At 74.1% G+C, this 15,239-nt stretch carries 11 protein-coding genes and 1 pseudogene; 8 read left to right on the plus strand and 4 right to left on the minus strand.

What is annotated here, in order from left to right; all coding sequences use genetic code 11:
• The first annotated feature begins 236 nt into the window (after nt 1–236).
• From ACWEQL_RS23910 to ACWEQL_RS23945, 8 genes and pseudogenes are all read left to right on the plus strand, one after another.
• The gene (locus tag ACWEQL_RS23910; RefSeq protein ID WP_452152333.1) at nt 237–2,573 is read left to right on the plus strand and encodes a hypothetical protein; all 2,337 of its coding nucleotides are present in this window, start codon (nt 237–239) and stop codon (nt 2,571–2,573) included.
• 136 nt (nt 2,574–2,709) lie between these two features.
• The gene (gene pelF / locus ACWEQL_RS23915) at nt 2,710–4,215 is read left to right on the plus strand and encodes a GT4 family glycosyltransferase PelF (RefSeq protein WP_452152334.1); all 1,506 of its coding nucleotides are present in this window, start codon (nt 2,710–2,712) and stop codon (nt 4,213–4,215) included.
• A 103-nt stretch (nt 4,216–4,318) separates the two neighbouring features.
• The gene (locus ACWEQL_RS23920; RefSeq protein ID WP_452152335.1) at nt 4,319–5,881 is read left to right on the plus strand and encodes a hypothetical protein; all 1,563 of its coding nucleotides are present in this window, start codon (nt 4,319–4,321) and stop codon (nt 5,879–5,881) included.
• 96 nt (nt 5,882–5,977) lie between these two features.
• Complete coding sequence (locus tag ACWEQL_RS23925) at nt 5,978–6,970, plus strand: GDP-mannose 4,6-dehydratase (protein WP_452152336.1); 993 nt, start codon at nt 5,978–5,980, stop codon at nt 6,968–6,970.
• Nucleotides 6,971–7,013: 43 nt separating this feature from the next.
• Nucleotides 7,014–7,721: pseudogene (locus tag ACWEQL_RS23930) on the plus strand (sugar phosphate nucleotidyltransferase); the annotation flags it as partial.
• 143 nt (nt 7,722–7,864) lie between these two features.
• On the plus strand, nt 7,865–8,770 hold the full coding sequence (locus ACWEQL_RS23935; RefSeq protein WP_452152337.1) for an NAD-dependent epimerase/dehydratase family protein: 906 nt from the start codon (nt 7,865–7,867) through the stop codon (nt 8,768–8,770).
• Nucleotides 8,767–9,459 carry a spherulation-specific family 4 protein gene (locus ACWEQL_RS23940; protein WP_452152338.1) on the plus strand — a complete coding sequence of 231 codons (693 nt, stop codon included), beginning with the start codon at nt 8,767–8,769 and terminating at the stop codon, nt 9,457–9,459. The genes ACWEQL_RS23935 and ACWEQL_RS23940 overlap by 4 nt, the downstream gene beginning before the upstream one ends.
• A gap of 22 nt (nt 9,460–9,481) precedes the next feature.
• Nucleotides 9,482–10,492, plus strand: coding sequence for an endo alpha-1,4 polygalactosaminidase (locus tag ACWEQL_RS23945; RefSeq protein WP_452152339.1), 1,011 nt, complete (start codon nt 9,482–9,484; stop codon nt 10,490–10,492).
• Nucleotides 10,493–10,516: 24 nt separating this feature from the next.
• On the opposite strand, the gene ACWEQL_RS23950 is transcribed toward ACWEQL_RS23945, so the two are convergent.
• The 4 genes from ACWEQL_RS23950 to ACWEQL_RS23965 all read right to left on the minus strand — a co-directional run bounded on the left by ACWEQL_RS23950 (nt 10,517) and on the right by ACWEQL_RS23965 (nt 15,102).
• A complete protein-coding gene (locus ACWEQL_RS23950) occupies nt 10,517–10,717 on the minus strand; it encodes a hypothetical protein (protein WP_452152340.1) in 201 nt (66 codons plus the stop codon).
• A gap of 144 nt (nt 10,718–10,861) precedes the next feature.
• On the minus strand, nt 10,862–11,950 hold the full coding sequence (locus ACWEQL_RS23955) for a C40 family peptidase (RefSeq protein ID WP_452152341.1): 1,089 nt from the start codon (nt 11,948–11,950) through the stop codon (nt 10,862–10,864).
• Nucleotides 11,947–13,215 (minus strand): SPFH domain-containing protein, encoded by a 1,269-nt coding sequence (locus tag ACWEQL_RS23960; protein ID WP_452152342.1) that lies wholly within the window; start codon nt 13,213–13,215, stop codon nt 11,947–11,949. Before ACWEQL_RS23960 ends, ACWEQL_RS23955 begins: the two co-directional genes overlap by 4 nt.
• Nucleotides 13,216–13,422: 207 nt before the next feature.
• Complete coding sequence (locus tag ACWEQL_RS23965; RefSeq protein ID WP_452152345.1) at nt 13,423–15,102, minus strand: Ig-like domain-containing protein; 1,680 nt, start codon at nt 15,100–15,102, stop codon at nt 13,423–13,425.
• Between the last annotated feature and the right edge of the window lie 137 nt (nt 15,103–15,239).

Raw genomic sequence — 15,239 nt, forward strand, 5'->3', positions numbered from 1 at the left:
GCTTTTAATTTTCAATTCATTATTTGCGCAGCCGGTGCGTTTCCGGCCACAATCAGCCCCTTCATGGCCTCGCCATGAACGTTGGTAACAGATTCGCTGCACTCCCGCCCGTTTGGTCCCGGTAGCCCCGGAGTCTCCACGAGGATGGGCGCCGGGCAGCCTGCTGCCTTCGAACAGAGCGACAGGGCAGGGGAGCGCCGAGCAGCGAGGCGCCCTGCCCAGGGGAGGAATCACACATGGGTCGAGCGACCCGAAGAGTTGCCGCCTGCGCGGCAGCCGTTCTGCTGGCCGGTGGCCTGCAGTCGTCCCTCGCACACGGTGCCACGTCGGCGCCCCGGATCGACCTCACCGTGCTGGTGATCGACGACGGCGGCCCCGCGACGGCGGCGATCGCCGCCGAGCTGAAGAGCCAGGGCACCCCTCACAAGATCGTCAACCTGAACGACGCCAACCGCCCGGTCATCGACGCCGCCTTCCTCAGCGACACCGTCAACGGCCAGCCCCGGGGCAAGTTCCAGGGCGTCGTCATGCCCAACGACAACCCGTTCCCGGCCGGTTCGGCCGAGATGACCGCCCTCGCCACGTACGAGGCGGCCTTCGGTGTGCGCCAGGTCGACGCGTACACCTACGCCCGTCCGGACGTCGGCCTGAACTGGGCTCAGAACCCCGGCTACATGGGCAGCCTGGACGGCGTCCAGGCCCAGGTGACCACGGCCGGCACCTCCGGCCCGTTCAGCTACCTGAAGGGCGCCGTCCCCTTCGAGGACAACGACCCGAACATCGGCGAGAGCTACGGCTTCCTCGCCACCCCGCTCGCCGCCCCGCCGGCCGGCGCCACCTTCACCCCGCTGGTGGAGGCGCCGATCCCGGGCAGCACCGAGCGCGGCTCGCTGGTCGGCGAGTACAGCCACGACGGCCGCAAGGAACTGGTCGTCACCTTCGTCTACAACCAGTACCAGCAGCAGTACCGGCTGCTGGCGCGCGGCATCGTGGACTGGCTGACCCAGGGCATCCACCTCGGCTACGACCGGAACTACTTCGCCGCGCACATCGACGACGTGTTCCTCGCGGACGACCGCTGGGACATGAACCTCAAGTGCACCCCCGGCGACGTCACGTGCCCCCCCGGCACTCCGGAAACGTCCAACCCCATCCGGATGAACGTCGCCGACGCCCAGTACGCCAAGCAGTGGCAGATAGCCAACGGCTTCACCATGGACATGGTGTTCAACGGCGGCGGCAGTGAGGACTGGAAGGCCGACCACGAGGTCACCGCCGACCCGGTGGTCGACCAGATGGTCGCCGACAAGGCCAGCTACCGGTGGGTCAACCACACCTACACCCACCCGTACATGGGCTGCCTCCAGGACGTCTCCGTGGTGCCGTGGAAGTGCACCAAGGACGCGGGCGGCAACACCGTCTGGATCGACCAGGCCACCATCACCGCCCAGATCAAGAACAACCTGGACTGGGCGACGGCGCGCGGCCTGCCGGTCGACAAGACCGAGCTGGTCACCGGTGAGCACTCCGGTCTGCTGACCGCCCCGCAGGAGACCAGCGACAACCCGTACCTGGCCCCCTCGCTCGCCACCAACGGCGTGAAGTGGCTGGCCAGCGACGCCTCCCGGGAGCCCGCCCAGCGGGCCGTCGGCGCGGCGCTCACCATCCCGCGGTACCCGATGAACGTCTTCTACAACGCCGGCACGGTGCAGGAGCAGACGGACGAGTACAACTGGATCTACACCAGCAAGGCCAACGGCGGCAGCGGCGCCTGCGAGAGCGCCAACTCCACCTGCCTGACCACGCCGCTGAACGTCAACACCGGCTACCAGTCGTACATCGTGCCGCTGGAGGCCCGGATCGACCTGGGCCACGTGCTCAGCAACGACCCGCGTCCGCACTTCATCCACCAGTCCAACCTGGCGGAGGACCGGATCGTCTACCCGGTCCTGGAGCGCATCCTCTCCACGTACCGCTCGCTGCACGCGGACAACACCCCGATCGTGAACCTGGCGCAGAAGGACCTCGGTCTGGAGTTCCAGCGCCGCGCGGCCTGGAACAACGCCCTGGCCTCCGGCCAGGTCACCGCCTACCGCGTCGGCGACACCGTCACGATCGCGGCCCCGGCCGGCGTCCAGGTCCAGGCGACCATGCCGACCGGCACCACCCAGAAGCTGTCCATCGGGTCCACCGCCTTCGGCGGCGCCTATGCGGGTACGCTGTCGGGCTGGGTGAAGCCGGCCGCGCTGCAGAGCAACATCACGCTCAAGCTGACCGCGGCCGGAACCCCGGAGGCTCCCGCGAGCGTCTCCCCGACCGCTGCCGCCGAGGCGATCACCGCCCCGGCGCCGACCGGGAAGACCGTCGTGCCCCAGGGCACCGCGGACGCCGTCCCGGCCGGTCCCGGCGACACCGAGCGCAGCGACGCGCCCACCCTGGTCCCCGGCAGCGGGGCCCCGGTGGCGGGCAAGGGCGTGACCACCACGTCCGGCAAGAGCACCACCAACGGCAAGGTCTCCGGGGGGAAGACCGAACCCGCGAAGAAGACCGCCGGCACGACCGGCAAGCGCTAAGGAGCGCCGTTAACGACAACCGTTAACGACGAGGTGATACCGGTGGTGGGGGCGGGCCGTCCCCCGGCCCCACCACCGAACCCGGCTCGGGCAGCGAGCCGGGCGCTTGACGCAAGGACAGGAGGGGGGACAGGCCATGCGCGTCACCCTGCTCACCGAGGGGACGTACCCGCACCAGCACGGCGGGGTCAGTGTCTGGTGCGACCAGTTGGTCCAGGGCATGCCGGACGTCGATTTCGACATCATCGCCGTCACCGGGACCGGTCACGAGCCGCTGGCCTGGGACCTGCCCGCGAACGTGACATCCGTCACCACCGCACCGCTGTGGGGCCCGGCGTCGACCGCCAAGGCACCGCGCGGCAAGGAACTGCGCCGCTTCCTGAACGCGTACGAGCGCTTCCTGCACTCGATCCTGGACCCGGTCTACACCACCCACTTCGGCACCGAGCTGTACGGCTTCGCCGACCTCGCCCGGCGCGGGCTGCTCAGCCCGGCGCTGCGCAGCGAGCGCGCCCTGCGCACCCTCCAGCACGTCTGGACCCGTGACTACCTCTCCACGGCCGCCTCCCGGCCCACCCTGCACGACGCGCTGAACGCCACCGACCTGCTGGAGCACGCGCTGCGTCCGCTCTCGGTCGAGCCGCCGCGCGAGGGCGTCGCGCACGCCGCCAGCGGCGGCCTGGCCACCCTGCCCGGACTGATCGCGTCCCAGCAGTACGGCGTCCCGTTCCTGCTCACCGAGCACGGCATCTACCTGCGCGAGCGCTACCTCGGCTACCGCACCGGCCCGTACCGCTGGCCGGTCAAGGCGCTGCTGCTGGGCTTCTACCGGATGCTCGCCGAGGAGAGCTACCGGCGGGCCGCCCTGGTCACCCCGGGCAACCGTTACAACCGGCGCTGGGAGGAGCGCGGCGGCACGCCGTCCGCGCACATCCGCACCGTCTACAACGGCGTGGACCCGGCCGCCTTCCCGCCCGCCGGCCCGGAGCCGCAGACCCCGACGCTCAGCTGGGCCGGCCGGGTCGACCCGATCAAGGACCTGGAGACGCTGATCCGCGCGTTCGCCATCGTCCGGCGCGAGATCCCCGAGGCGAAGCTGCGGCTGTTCGGCGGCACGCCCAAGGGCGGCGAGGCCTACCGGGACCGCTGCATAGCCCTGGCCGCCGAGCTCGGCATCGCCGAGTCGGTGGCCTTCGAGGGCCGCGTCGCCGACATCACCGACGCGTACGCGGCGGGCAACGTGGTGATGCTCTCCTCGATCAGCGAGGGCTTCCCGTTCACCCTGATCGAGGCGATGTCCTGCGGCCGCGCCACCGTCTCCACCGACGTGGGCGGGGTGCGCGAGGCCGTCGGCGACACCGGTCTGGTCGTGCCGCCGCGCGAGCCCGAGCCGATGGCCGCCGCCGCGATCGAGCTGCTGCGCGACACCGAGCGGCGGGCCCGGCTCGGCGAACAGGCCCGGCTGCGGGTGATCGAGCAGTTCACGCTCCGCCAGAACATCGACGGCTTCCGCGGCATCTACACCGAGCTGCTGGGCACCTCCCGCTGGCTCCCGCAGGGCGTCGTGGCGGTCGAGGACGGCGCCCCGGCCGACTGGGACCGGCCGATCGACCTCGCCGAACGCAGTGAGGTGGGCGCGTGAGCGAGCGCTGGGGGTACCTCCCGGCCGCCGAGGCCGGGGGAAAGCGAACCATCGGCAGGGGTGCGGTCCGCGGAGCGGACGCCGAACGCAGTGAGGTGGGCGCGTGAGCGGCCCGCTGAGGCTGGTGCCGTACGAGGGCGGCCCCGAGGAGACCATGCAGCTGCGGGTGGAGCAGCAGACGCACCCCGAGGAGACCGTCCAGCTGCGGGTCCTGCCGCGCAAGCGCCGCCGGCCGGTGCTGCCGGCGCAGTCGGAGGCCGCGCAGGAGGAGCAGCTCGACCTCTCCCCCGACCCGCTGGACGAGCTCGCCGAGCGGCTGGGCGACATCTGCGCCGACGCGGTCCACCCGTACGAGATCGCCGCCATCCTGGAGTCCGACGGCCTGTCGGACGAGCAGGCGGCGCTGCTGTACGGGCGGCCGGACTCGTTCTCGGTGGCCGAGGAGCTGTTCAACAAGGTCGAGCGCCGCTACCCGGGCCCGAGCGCCGAGTTCGCCAATCCCTGGCGGGCAGACCCGTGGCGCTGCGTGGTGCGCGGCCTGGTGTTCGCCCTGCCGGGCCTGAGCTACCTGCTGGGCGCGAACCTGTTCGCGGCCACCCGGATGCGCTTCGGGCTGCCCTCGGGCATGCTCGCGCTGTCCGTGGCGACCCTGGTCAGCTGGTCCTGGAACCAGGCGCTGGCGCACCGCTCGTACGCCTGGCTCGGCCGCGGCCGGCGCCGGGCGGCCGGGATCTGCCTGGCCGTCGGCGCGCCGTTGGGCGCGCTGATCTCGGCCTCGGCGGGGTACGTGGTCGGCGGGCCGCTCGGGTCGCTGTGCTTCGCGGCCGGGCAGTCGCTGTACCTGGGCGCCGCCACCGTGCTGCTGGTGCTGGGGCGGGAGAAGTTCCTGCTGCTGGCGCTGGCGCCGTCCGCGGTCGGCGCGGGCGTGGTGCTCGCCGTGGACGTGCCGCAACTGGCCCGGACCACGGTGCTGCTGGCCTCGCTGGGGCTGGCGATCGGCCTGGCGGCCCGGGAGATCCGGCGCTGCCTGCGCGGCGAGAAGGAGGCCGCGGCGCTGCGGCTGCCGCGGCGCCAGGAGGTCCCGCACCTGCTGTTCGGCCTCTCGGTCGGCACCCTCACCCTGATCGCCGGACTCGGCGTGACCGTCCACCAGGCGGTGCGCGACGGGTCCACGGACGGCGCGACGGCCAGCCCGACGGGGCCGGCCATGGTCGCGCTGACGCTCAGCCTCGGCCTCGCCGAGTGGCTGCTGTTCCGGTACCGGGCCCTGGCCGTGGCCGCCCTGCGCACCAGCCACACCACCGGCGAGTTCGCCCGCCGGACCGGCGGGGTGCTGCTGGGCTGCCTGTTCATCTACCTCACCACCGTCGCCGCGCTGGACGCCGCCGCGACCGTGCTCTGGCCCGGCGCCCCGGCGCTGGGCGTGGCGGAGCTCGGCGCGCTGCTGCTGCTCGGCGCGGCGCTCTGGCTGGCGCTCCTGCTGAACGCCTTCGGGCTCAGCTGGAGCACCGCCCTGATCTGCCTGGCCGCCGCGATCGCGGAGTGCGCCGGGCTGCTGGCCGGTGTGGACCCGACGTCCCTGCAGCTGATCGGCTGCGGGGCGGCGGCCGTCGTCCTCACCGCAATCGCCGGGCCTGTGCTCGGCCGCACCACCAAGCACCGCTGACACCTGAAGCGGTCGCACAGCAGCACCCGTCCGAAGCAGTGCCGGGTACACCACACCGCCCGGCCGTCCCCGAAACACCAGAAAGCGAACCCAAGCATGAGCAGCGTCGCCGTCACCGGAGCCGAGGGCTTCATCGGCTCCCACCTCGTCGAGAACCTGGTCGCCTCCGGCCACCAGGTCCGCGCGATGGTCCAGTACAACTCCTTCTCCTCCTTCGGGTGGCTGGAGACCCTGGACAAGGAGGTGCTGGACTCGGTCGAGATCGTCCTCGGCGACGTCCGGGACCCGGGCTCGGTCAACGGCCTGGTCAAGGGCACCGAGGCGGTCTACCACCTGGCCGCGCTGATCGCGATCCCCTACTCCTACCTCGCCCCGCACTCGTACATCGAGACCAACGTCACCGGCACCCTCAACGTGCTGGAGGCCGTGCGCCACCAGGAGATCCCCCGCCTGGTGCACACCTCGACCAGCGAGACGTACGGCACCGCGCAGACCGTGCCGATCAGCGAGGACCACCCGATCAACACCCAGTCGCCGTACGCGGCGTCCAAGGCGGGCGGCGACCGGCTGGCGGACAGCTACCACGCCAGCTTCGGCACCCCGGTCGTCACGCTGCGCCCGTTCAACACCTTCGGCCCGCGCCAGTCGATGCGCGCCGTCATCTCGACCGTGATCGCCCAGCTCGCCGCCGGCGAGACCGAGATCACCCTGGGCGACCTGCGTCCCACCCGCGACTTCATGTTCGTCAAGGACACCGCCCGTGCCTTCCGCACGGTGGGCACCGCGCCCGCCGAGACCGTGGTCGGCAAGACCTTCAACGCCGGCACCGGCGGCGAGATCTCGGTCGGCGACCTGGTCACCCTGGTCGGCAAGCTGATGGGCGTCGACGTCGTCGTCAAGGAGGACGAGCAGCGCATCCGTCCGGCCAACTCCGAGGTCATGCGCCTGGTCGCGGACGCCTCCCGGCTGCGCGCGGCGACCGGCTGGGCCCCGGAGTTCTCCCTGGAGCAGGGCCTGGAGCAGACCATCGAGTTCTTCCGCGACCCGGCCAACCTGGCTCGCTACAAGACCGACATCTACAACGTCTGACGCTCGGGAATCCTGTCGCACCTTAATCCGTGGGGGAAAAACCATGCACGCAGTGATCCTGGCCGGCGGCAAGGGCGTCCGGCTTCGCCCGTACACCACCGCGCTTCCCAAGCCGCTCGTCCCGATCGGCGACCAGCACGCGATCCTGGAGATCGTGATGCGCCAGCTCGCGGCCGCGGGCTTCAAGAGCGTCACCCTGGCCATCGGCCACCTCGGCCACATCATCCGCGCGTACGTCGGCAACGGCTCCCAGTGGGGCCTGCGGGTCGGCTACGCCGTCGAGGACAGCCCGCTGGGCACCATGGGCCCGCTGCTCACCATGCAGGACCGGCTGCCCGAGCACTTCCTCGTCATGAACGGTGACATCCTCACCGACCTCGACTTCGCCGGGGTGCTGAAGCACCACGAGGCGTCCGGCGCGCCGCTGACCATCGCCACCTACGCCCGCCAGGTGAAGATCGACTTCGGGGTGCTGACCACCGAGGAGGGCAGCATCACCGGCTTCAAGGAGAAGCCGAGCATCGACTACCGGGTCTCCATGGGCGTGTACGGCGTCTCGCGCGCGGCGCTCGCCACGTACACCCCGGGCCTGCCGCTGGGCTTCGACGAGCTGGTCCTCGACCTGCTGGGCGCCGGCACCCCGCCGGCCGCCTACGAGTTCGGCGGCTACTGGCTGGACATCGGCCGCCCCGACGACTACGACCGGGCCAACGCCGAGTTCGCGCGGATCCGCTCCCAGCTGCTGCCCGGCGAGCCCGAGGGCCTGCACGCGGTGCCGGCCGGCGACGCCGTCGAGGCGCCGGTCCCGGCCGCCCGCACGGAGGCCGACGCCGACGCGCAGCCCGTGCCCGTCCCGGCGGCCGCGGCCGCCGGCGAGAACGACGGACGGGCCGCGTGAGGATCCTGCTGCTCGGCGCGGACGGCTTCCTCGGCCGTCACGCCGCCGCCGTCCTGCGGACGCTGCCCGACGTCACCCTGCTGACGGGCGGGCGGCGCTCCCGGCACGACCTGGCCGTGGACCTGGCCACCGCCGTGCCCGGGGAGCTCGCCGAGGGCCTGGCCGCGCTGGAGCCCGACGCCGTGGTCAACTTCGCCGGCGCGGTGTCGGGCAGCCCGGTCACCCTGGCCGAGGTCAACGCGCGCGGCCCGGCCGTGCTCTGCGCCGCCCTCGAACAGGGCGCCCCGAAGGCCCGCCTGGTGCACATCGGCTCGGCCGGCGAGTACGGCGTCTGCGCGGCCGGCACCTCGCTGGACGAGTCCGCGGACGCCCGCCCGGTCGGCGTGTACGGCGCCACCAAGCTGGCCGGCTCCCTCGCGGTGGCCGGCTCGCCGCTGGACGCGGTGGTGCTGCGGGTGTTCAACCCGGTCGGCCCGGGCGCCCCCGCGGGTTCGTTGCCCGGCCGGCTCGCCGCCGAGCTGCGCCGGGCCGCCCCGGAGGGCGCGGCGGGCGTGGTGAAGGTCGGGGACCTCTCGGCCCACCGCGACTTCGTCGACGCCCGGGACATCGCCCGCGCGGTGGGCCTGGCGGTCACCGCCGAGGGCCCGCTGCCGCGGGTGCTGAACCTGGCGTCCGGCACGGCCCGGCCGGTCCGCGCGATCGCGGACGGGCTGGTCGCGGCCGCCGGGTTCACCGGGCGGATCGACGAGAGCGGCGCCGGCTCCGAGCGCTCGGCCGCGGTCTCCTGGCAGCAGGCCGACGTGTCGGCCGCCGCCCGGGCGCTGGGCTGGCACCCGGAGACCGGACTCGCCGACACCCTGCGCGACCTGTGGCTCTCCACCGAACCACTGGTCACCGCATGACCGGCGCGAGCCACGACGGCCGCCTGCTGGTGCCGCTGTACGTCCACCCCGCGGTGGACCCGGCGGCCTGGCGGGCGGTCGCCGCCGCCGGCCCCTCCCGGATCGCCGCCGTCGTGCTCAACCTCGCCGACGGCCCCGGCGCGAGCCCCGACGGCGTCTTCGCCGAGGCCGCGGAGGAACTACGGGCGGCCGGCCTGCCGCTGCTCGGCTACGCCGACACCGACTACGGCCGCCGGCCGCACGCCGCCGTGGTGGCCGACATCCTGACGTACCGACAGCGCCACGGCACCACCGGCGTCTACCTCGACCAGGTCGCCACCCACCCGAGCGCGCTGGCGCACTACCGCCGGCTCGCCACGGCCGCCCGCGCGGCCGGCTGCACCACGGTGGTGTTCGGCCACGGCGACCACCCCGACCCCGGGTACGCCGAGGTGGGGCTGGCCGACCTGCTGGTGACCTTCGAGGGCGACTGGGAGGCGTACCGCTCGCTCACCCTTCCGCTGTGGACCGGCCGGCACGCCGCCGCCCGGTTCTGCCACCTGGTGTACGACGTCCCTCCCGAGACGGCCAGGGAGGCCGTCGCACTGATCGCCGCCCGCCGGGCCGGCGTCGGCTGCGCCGTCCCCGGCTCCGGGGACAACCCCTGGAGCACCCTGCCGTACGGCCTGACCGCCGCTGAACTGGCCTGATCCCACCCGGAGTTCGAGTACCGTGACCCGCCGCACCCGGCCCATCCTGGCCGCGCTCGTCCTCGCCACGACCCTGCTCGCGACCTCGTGCAGCGGTTCCGGGGCGGAGGAGGACGACCCGTCGGCCGACGCGACCGGCGCCCCGGCGCCCGTCGCCACCGCGCCCGCCAGTACCGATCCCGCCACCACCCCGGCCCCCGGGACCACCGATCCCGGCACCCCGCCGGGCACCACCCCGCCCGGGACCACCCCTCCCCCGGGCACGACGCCGCCGGGCACCACCCCGCCCGGCACCCCCGGCGGCACCACCCCGGGCAACCCACAGCCGGCCGGCGCCCGCTGGCAGCCAAAGCCGGGCCTCGCCTGGCAGTGGCAACTCGGCGGCAACGTCGACCAGTCGGTGGACGTCCCGGTCTACGACATCGACGGCTTCGAGAACGACGCCTCGGTGGTCGCCGCGCTGCACGCCAAGGGCCGCAAGGTGATCTGCTACATCAACGCCGGCTCCTGGGAGGACTTCCGCCCCGATTCGGCCGCCTTCGCCAAGGCCCTGCAGGGCTCCAGCAACGGCTGGAAGGGCGAGAAGTGGTTCGACATCCGCAAGATCGACCAGCTCCGCCCGCTGATGGCGGCCCGCTTCGACATGTGCAAGAACAAGGGCTTCGACGCCGTCGAGCCGGACACCATCGAGGCGTACAACCAGAACAGCGGCTTCCCGCTGACCGCCGAGGACCAGCTGCGCTACAACAAGATGCTGGCCGCGCTCGCCCACGAGCGGGGCATGGCGATCGGCCTGAAGAACGACCTGGCGCAGATCCCCCAGCTGCTCGCCGACTACGACTTCGCGGTCAACGAGGAGTGCGCCGAGTTCAACGAGTGCGCGAAGCTCAGCCCGTTCATCCAGGCGGGCAAGGCGGTCTTCCACGTCGAGTACAAGCTCGGCACGGAGCGCTTCTGCGCGCAGAGCAGGACCCTGGGGCTCAGCTCCATGCAGAAGAAGCTGGAGCTGGATGCCTGGCGGAAGCCGTGCTGAGCGCCGCCAGGCCCCGTGTGGTGGTTACTTGACCGCCAGCCAGATGACGCCGGCCAGCACGGCCACGGCGACGACCGCCACCAGGACGATCACGCCGGTGCGGTTGCCGCTGTTGCTGCTGCCGTAGGTGGAGACGGAGCCCGGTGCCTGCGGTGCCGGGCTCTCGTCGACGAACGCCCGGAACATCTGGGTGCTGCCGGCGGGGTCGTAGTCGTTGTCAGCCATGGCAGGGACTCTAACGAATCCGCAGGCCCGGCCGACACCCCGGTCCGGTCCTACTTCGCCCTCGCCTCCGCCCGACCCGGCACAGGCTGTGGACGGGCCCGGATGACGGATCCGTCCACAGCCTGTGGACAACGGCCGCGCGGGTCACGGGCGGCCGAAGTGGGTCGGGCGGAAGCCCGCGGAGATCGTGGAGATCCGGACGGTCCGTCCCGGCCTGGGCGCCTCGACGAAGGTGTCGTCACCCAGGTAGATCCCGACGTGGTGGATGCCGGAGGCCCGGCCGGTGTCCGACCAGAAGACCAGGTCGCCCCGGCGCAGCTGCCCCCTGGTCACCGGGGTGGTGGCCGCGTACTGGTCGTCGGCCACCCGGGGCAGCGCGATCCCGGCGCGCCGGAACGCCTGCTGGACCAGGCCCGAGCAGTCGAAGCCGTTCGGGCCGTCGCCGCCCCACACGTACGGCTTGCCGAGCTGGGCGAGCGCGTAGCGGACGGCGGTCTCGGCGCGCCCGGTCCGGGCCGGCGTGCCGCCGGTGGTCTGGGTGGTGCCGGTGGCCGGTGCGGTGCCGGTGGCCTGCGTCTCGGGGGACCGGCCGGTGCGGGAGAGGTAGACGTCGTAGTGGCTCGTCCAGCGCCACTCACCGGCGGCGTTCCTGAACCAGTACTTCGAGCCGTCCCAGCCCTCGCGGATCCCGGTGGAGGCGGGGGCCCTGGCCGGGGCGGGGGCGGGGGCGGGGGCGGGGGCGGGGGCCTTGGCGGCCTGCCCGCCGGTGCGTTCCGCGTAGACGGAGGCGTGGCCGGTGTACCGCCACTCGCCCCTGGCGTTCTTGAACCAGTACTTCGAACCGTCCCAGCCCTGCTTCCCGGGCTCCGCGTGGGCCGCTCCGGCGCCGGCCGTCAGACCGACCACGCCGGCCCCGGCCAGCACGGTGGCGGCCAGGCAGGTGCTCCGTACGGCCCGGTGTATTCGGGCACCCGCCCCGGCCGTCCGGGTCGCCGCGGACCGGGCGGTCCGCGGCCGTGCCGCGCAGCCCGGGCAGACGCAGCCCGCGATCGGGGGCCCGCCGACACTCTCCTCGAAGCCGGGCAGTGCGCCGTCGGCGTCGGGGCCGGTCGCCGTCCAGAGGTCCGTCGGTATCCGGGCGTCCGTCGATATCCGGAGGTCGGCCGCCGTGCGCCCGGTCGCCGTGCGGAGGTCGGTCGCTATCCGGAGGTCGGTCGTGAGGGCGTTCGTCATACCGGTCGTCCTTCCTTCCGCCCGGCCCGGGCGGCCGGGGGCGGTACCTGGGCGGCCACTCCGGCCGGGGCGACGAAGGCGACCAGCAACTGCTTCATCAGGGCGCTGCGGGCGGCCTCGTCCAGCTCGTGGGCGGTGGCGCGCTCCAGCCGGCGCACCGCGAGGGCGGCGGCCTCCACCGCGTCGTCCACCAGGACGGTGCGCAGCCCCGCGTCCAGGTCGGCCAGCCGGCGGCGGCGCATCGACTCGGCGACCTCGGGCGCGTAGTCCAGCGCCAGCGGCTGGGCCGAGTACACCTCCAGCCCGGCCGGGGCCACCTCGGCCGCCAGCCCGCGGGTGAGCTCGTCGGCGAACCACTGCCCGTCGCGCAGCGCGGGGCCCGGCGCGGCGTTGCTGTCGCAGGGCAGCGCGGAGGCCGTCCGGGTCAGCACCGCGTGGACCTGCTCGCGCAGGTAGTCCTCGTGGTCGTCCAGCGACAGCAGCGCCCGGGCGGTGTCCTTGACCCGCCAGACGATCAGCAGCCGGACCACGATCGGGGTGCCGGTGCGGTCGACCACCTTCACGGGTTCGCTGCGCCAGTGCCGCAGCCGTACGTCGACCCGGCGCCGACGCAGCAGCGGGTTGACCCAGACCAGCCCGGTGCGGCGGACGGTGCCCCGGTACCGGCCCCAGCGGGTCAGCACCCGGGTCTCGCCGCCCGCGTTGGCCAGCAGCCCGGCCAGCGCGCCGACCACCAGCAGCCCGGCCGCGGCGACGGCCGCGATCGAACGGCCGGTCACCCCGTCCGGGCCGGCCGCCCGGTCGGTCACCCCGCGCAGCTCGGGCAGCGCGGCCCCGTACGGGATGACGCCGTCGCGCAGCAGCACCAGCACCACGGCGGCCACGCCGGTCAGCAGCACCAGCAGGGCGAGCCAGCCGGGCAGGACGGCGGCGGCGCGCTCGCGCAGCGCCGGGTCGGCGCGCGGCGGGCGACGCGTGGTGGTGGGGGCGGTGACGGGGGTGACGGGCACGGTCGCCTCCGGCGCGGTCTCCAGCGGATCGCACGGATCCGGCCGGGTGAGCGCCGGGCCGGGGAGCACGGCCGGCGGGACGGTGGCCGGTCCGTCCGCCGCGTCCCGGTCGCGGTCGCGGGGGCCAGCCGGCCGGACGCCCCTGGCCAGCGCGCTCGCGCCGGCGGCCGTACGCGCGACGGGCGCCGGGGGAAGCGGCTCGGGCAGGTGGTCGGGTCGGTCGGGTCGCTGCGAAGAATCGCGGGTGACGTCCATGCACGGATCCTCGGGGTCGGTGTGTCGCGCAACGGGCGGCCCGGATCTGACGGGCAGTGCCAGAGCCAGGCTAGGTTCATACGTCATCAAATGCGACATTTGATGTGAAACGTGTCGACATTTCCTGACGAGCCATCCGGGGGCGACCTGACGCGCAGGCACATGAGCGGTTTGTCGTGGCGGTTCCGAGTGCCGAGTGGCAGCCGGTCAGCGCCGCCGGGAGCCGCTCCCCCGGGCGCGCACCCGGCGGACGACCAACCCGAACGCGATCAGCAGCAGGAGCACCCCGAGCAATCCGGTGCGCCGGGTGTCCGGCCCGGACCACTCGGCCACCACCTCGGCCCCCGCCGGCGGCACGGCCAGCATCCGGGAGGCCGCCGCGACGGGCGCGGGGGCAACACTCGGGGACGGGGACGGGGACCGGGTCGGGGTCGCGCTGCCGGAGGCGGCGGCCGGGGCCACCGTGGGCACCGGGGAGGCGCTCGGCGACGCCGGTACGGGCGCCACGGGCGGAACCGCGATCGGCAGCAACCCGGGAGCCACGGGCGGCAACGGCCCACCCACCGGGTCCGGGACGACCACCGGGGCCGCCGGCGAGGGCGAAGGCGAGGGCGAAGGCCGTACCGGGGTCGCGCTGCCGGAGGCGGCGGCCGCGGGGGGCGGCGACGCAGAGGCAGACGCAAGGGCAGCCGCGGACGGGGAGGCCGGCGCCGTGGTCGAGGGCGTGCCCGCCGGGGTCCGGGCCGGGGCCGGCGCGGGGAGCGCCACGTGGACCACGACCGCCTCGCCCGCCGTGCTGTTGCCCGCCGGGTCGGTGGCGGTGACGGTCAGCCACTGGTCACCGCCCGCCAGATCGCGGCTGGCGTTGCAGGTCCAGCCGCCGTCCAGGGCGGCGGTCGCCCCGCAGAGCACCGTCCGCTCGGCGGAGGCCGCGGCGGCGGAGGGGAGGTCCCCGGTCCGGGCGGTGACGATCACCTTGGCGCCGCCCTCCGCCCGCCCGCCGAGCGTGGGCCTGGCGGCCCGTACGGTCTCGCCGGCGGCCGGCGAGGTGAGCACCGGGCGGGCCGGGGCGACGGTGTCGACGACCAGGGTGGCCGGCTTGCCGGGGGTGCGGTTGCCGGCGGCGTCGACGGCGACGGGGGTGAGCCGGTGGCGGCCGTCCGGCAGGTGCTCCACCGGCAGGCAGGACCAGCCGCCGTCGGCCCGGACGGCGGTGCCGCACAGTTCCGCGGTCTGGTCGGCGACGGAGACCGTACTGCCCGGCTCGCCGGTGCCGGTGAGCTGGAGGCCCGGGTCGTTGGTGAACTCGGGGAGGGTGAACACGGGCGCGGTGGGCGGAGCGGTCTTCACGGTGACCCGCACCGGCTCGCCGCGCAGCACCACGCCGCCGCCGGTGGTCTCGACGAGGGTGAGGCTGTGGGCTCCTCCGGTCAGCGCGGTGTCGGGGCGGCAGGACCAGCCGCCGCCGTACTCGACCCGGGCCCGGCAGAGCGTGCTGTCGCCGTCGCGGACCTCGACGGTGGCGCCGACCACGCCGCCCTCGCCGCGCACCCGGGGGCGTGCGTCGGCGAGCACGGTGCCGTCGACCGGGCCGACGATCTCGGGCCGGGCCGCGCCGACGGTCAGCCCGATCCGCTGGTCGGCGACCTGGCCGGAGTCGGCGAAGCCACCGGAGGAGACCAGTTGGGCGGCGTCCCGGCCGATCCGCAGCCGGGCCCAGGTCTCGCCGGACGCGGCGTCGGCGGGGACCGTCCACTCCAGCACGGCGTGGTCGGTGCCGGCCGGGACCTCGCTCTGCACCCGCTCGGTGGCGTCGAAGCGCCCGTTGTGGTCGAAGTCGATCCAGCCGGCCAGGGTCGCCGGCGAGCCGCCGACGGCGACCGGCACGCCCAGCCGGTAGTAGCGGCCGATGGCGGCCTCGGCGGGGTAGCCGGTGCTCGCGCACGGCCGACCGCAGGTGCAGCCACCACACGGCCGAGCCGCTGACGGTCGCGGCGGCGACGCCCCAGGCCGAGCCGACCGCG

It is taken from the genome of Kitasatospora sp. NPDC004240, assembly GCF_053603215.1.

Bases quoted from the DNA above. Each gene is read 5' to 3' on its own strand.
- ACWEQL_RS23910 (WP_452152333.1), top strand. From the start codon at position 237: ATGGGTCGAGCGACCCGAAGAGTTGCCGCCTGCGCGGCAGCCGTTCTG.
- pelF (WP_452152334.1), top strand. From the start codon at position 2,710: ATGCGCGTCACCCTGCTCACCGAGGGGACGTACCCGCACCAGCACGGC.
- ACWEQL_RS23925 (WP_452152336.1), top strand. From the start codon at position 5,978: ATGAGCAGCGTCGCCGTCACCGGAGCCGAGGGCTTCATCGGCTCCCAC.
- ACWEQL_RS23940 (WP_452152338.1), top strand. From the start codon at position 8,767: ATGACCGGCGCGAGCCACGACGGCCGCCTGCTGGTGCCGCTGTACGTC.
- ACWEQL_RS23950 (WP_452152340.1), bottom strand. From the start codon at position 10,717: ATGGCTGACAACGACTACGACCCCGCCGGCAGCACCCAGATGTTCCGG.
- ACWEQL_RS23955 (WP_452152341.1), bottom strand. From the start codon at position 11,950: ATGACGAACGCCCTCACGACCGACCTCCGGATAGCGACCGACCTCCGC.
- ACWEQL_RS23960 (WP_452152342.1), bottom strand. From the start codon at position 13,215: ATGGACGTCACCCGCGATTCTTCGCAGCGACCCGACCGACCCGACCAC.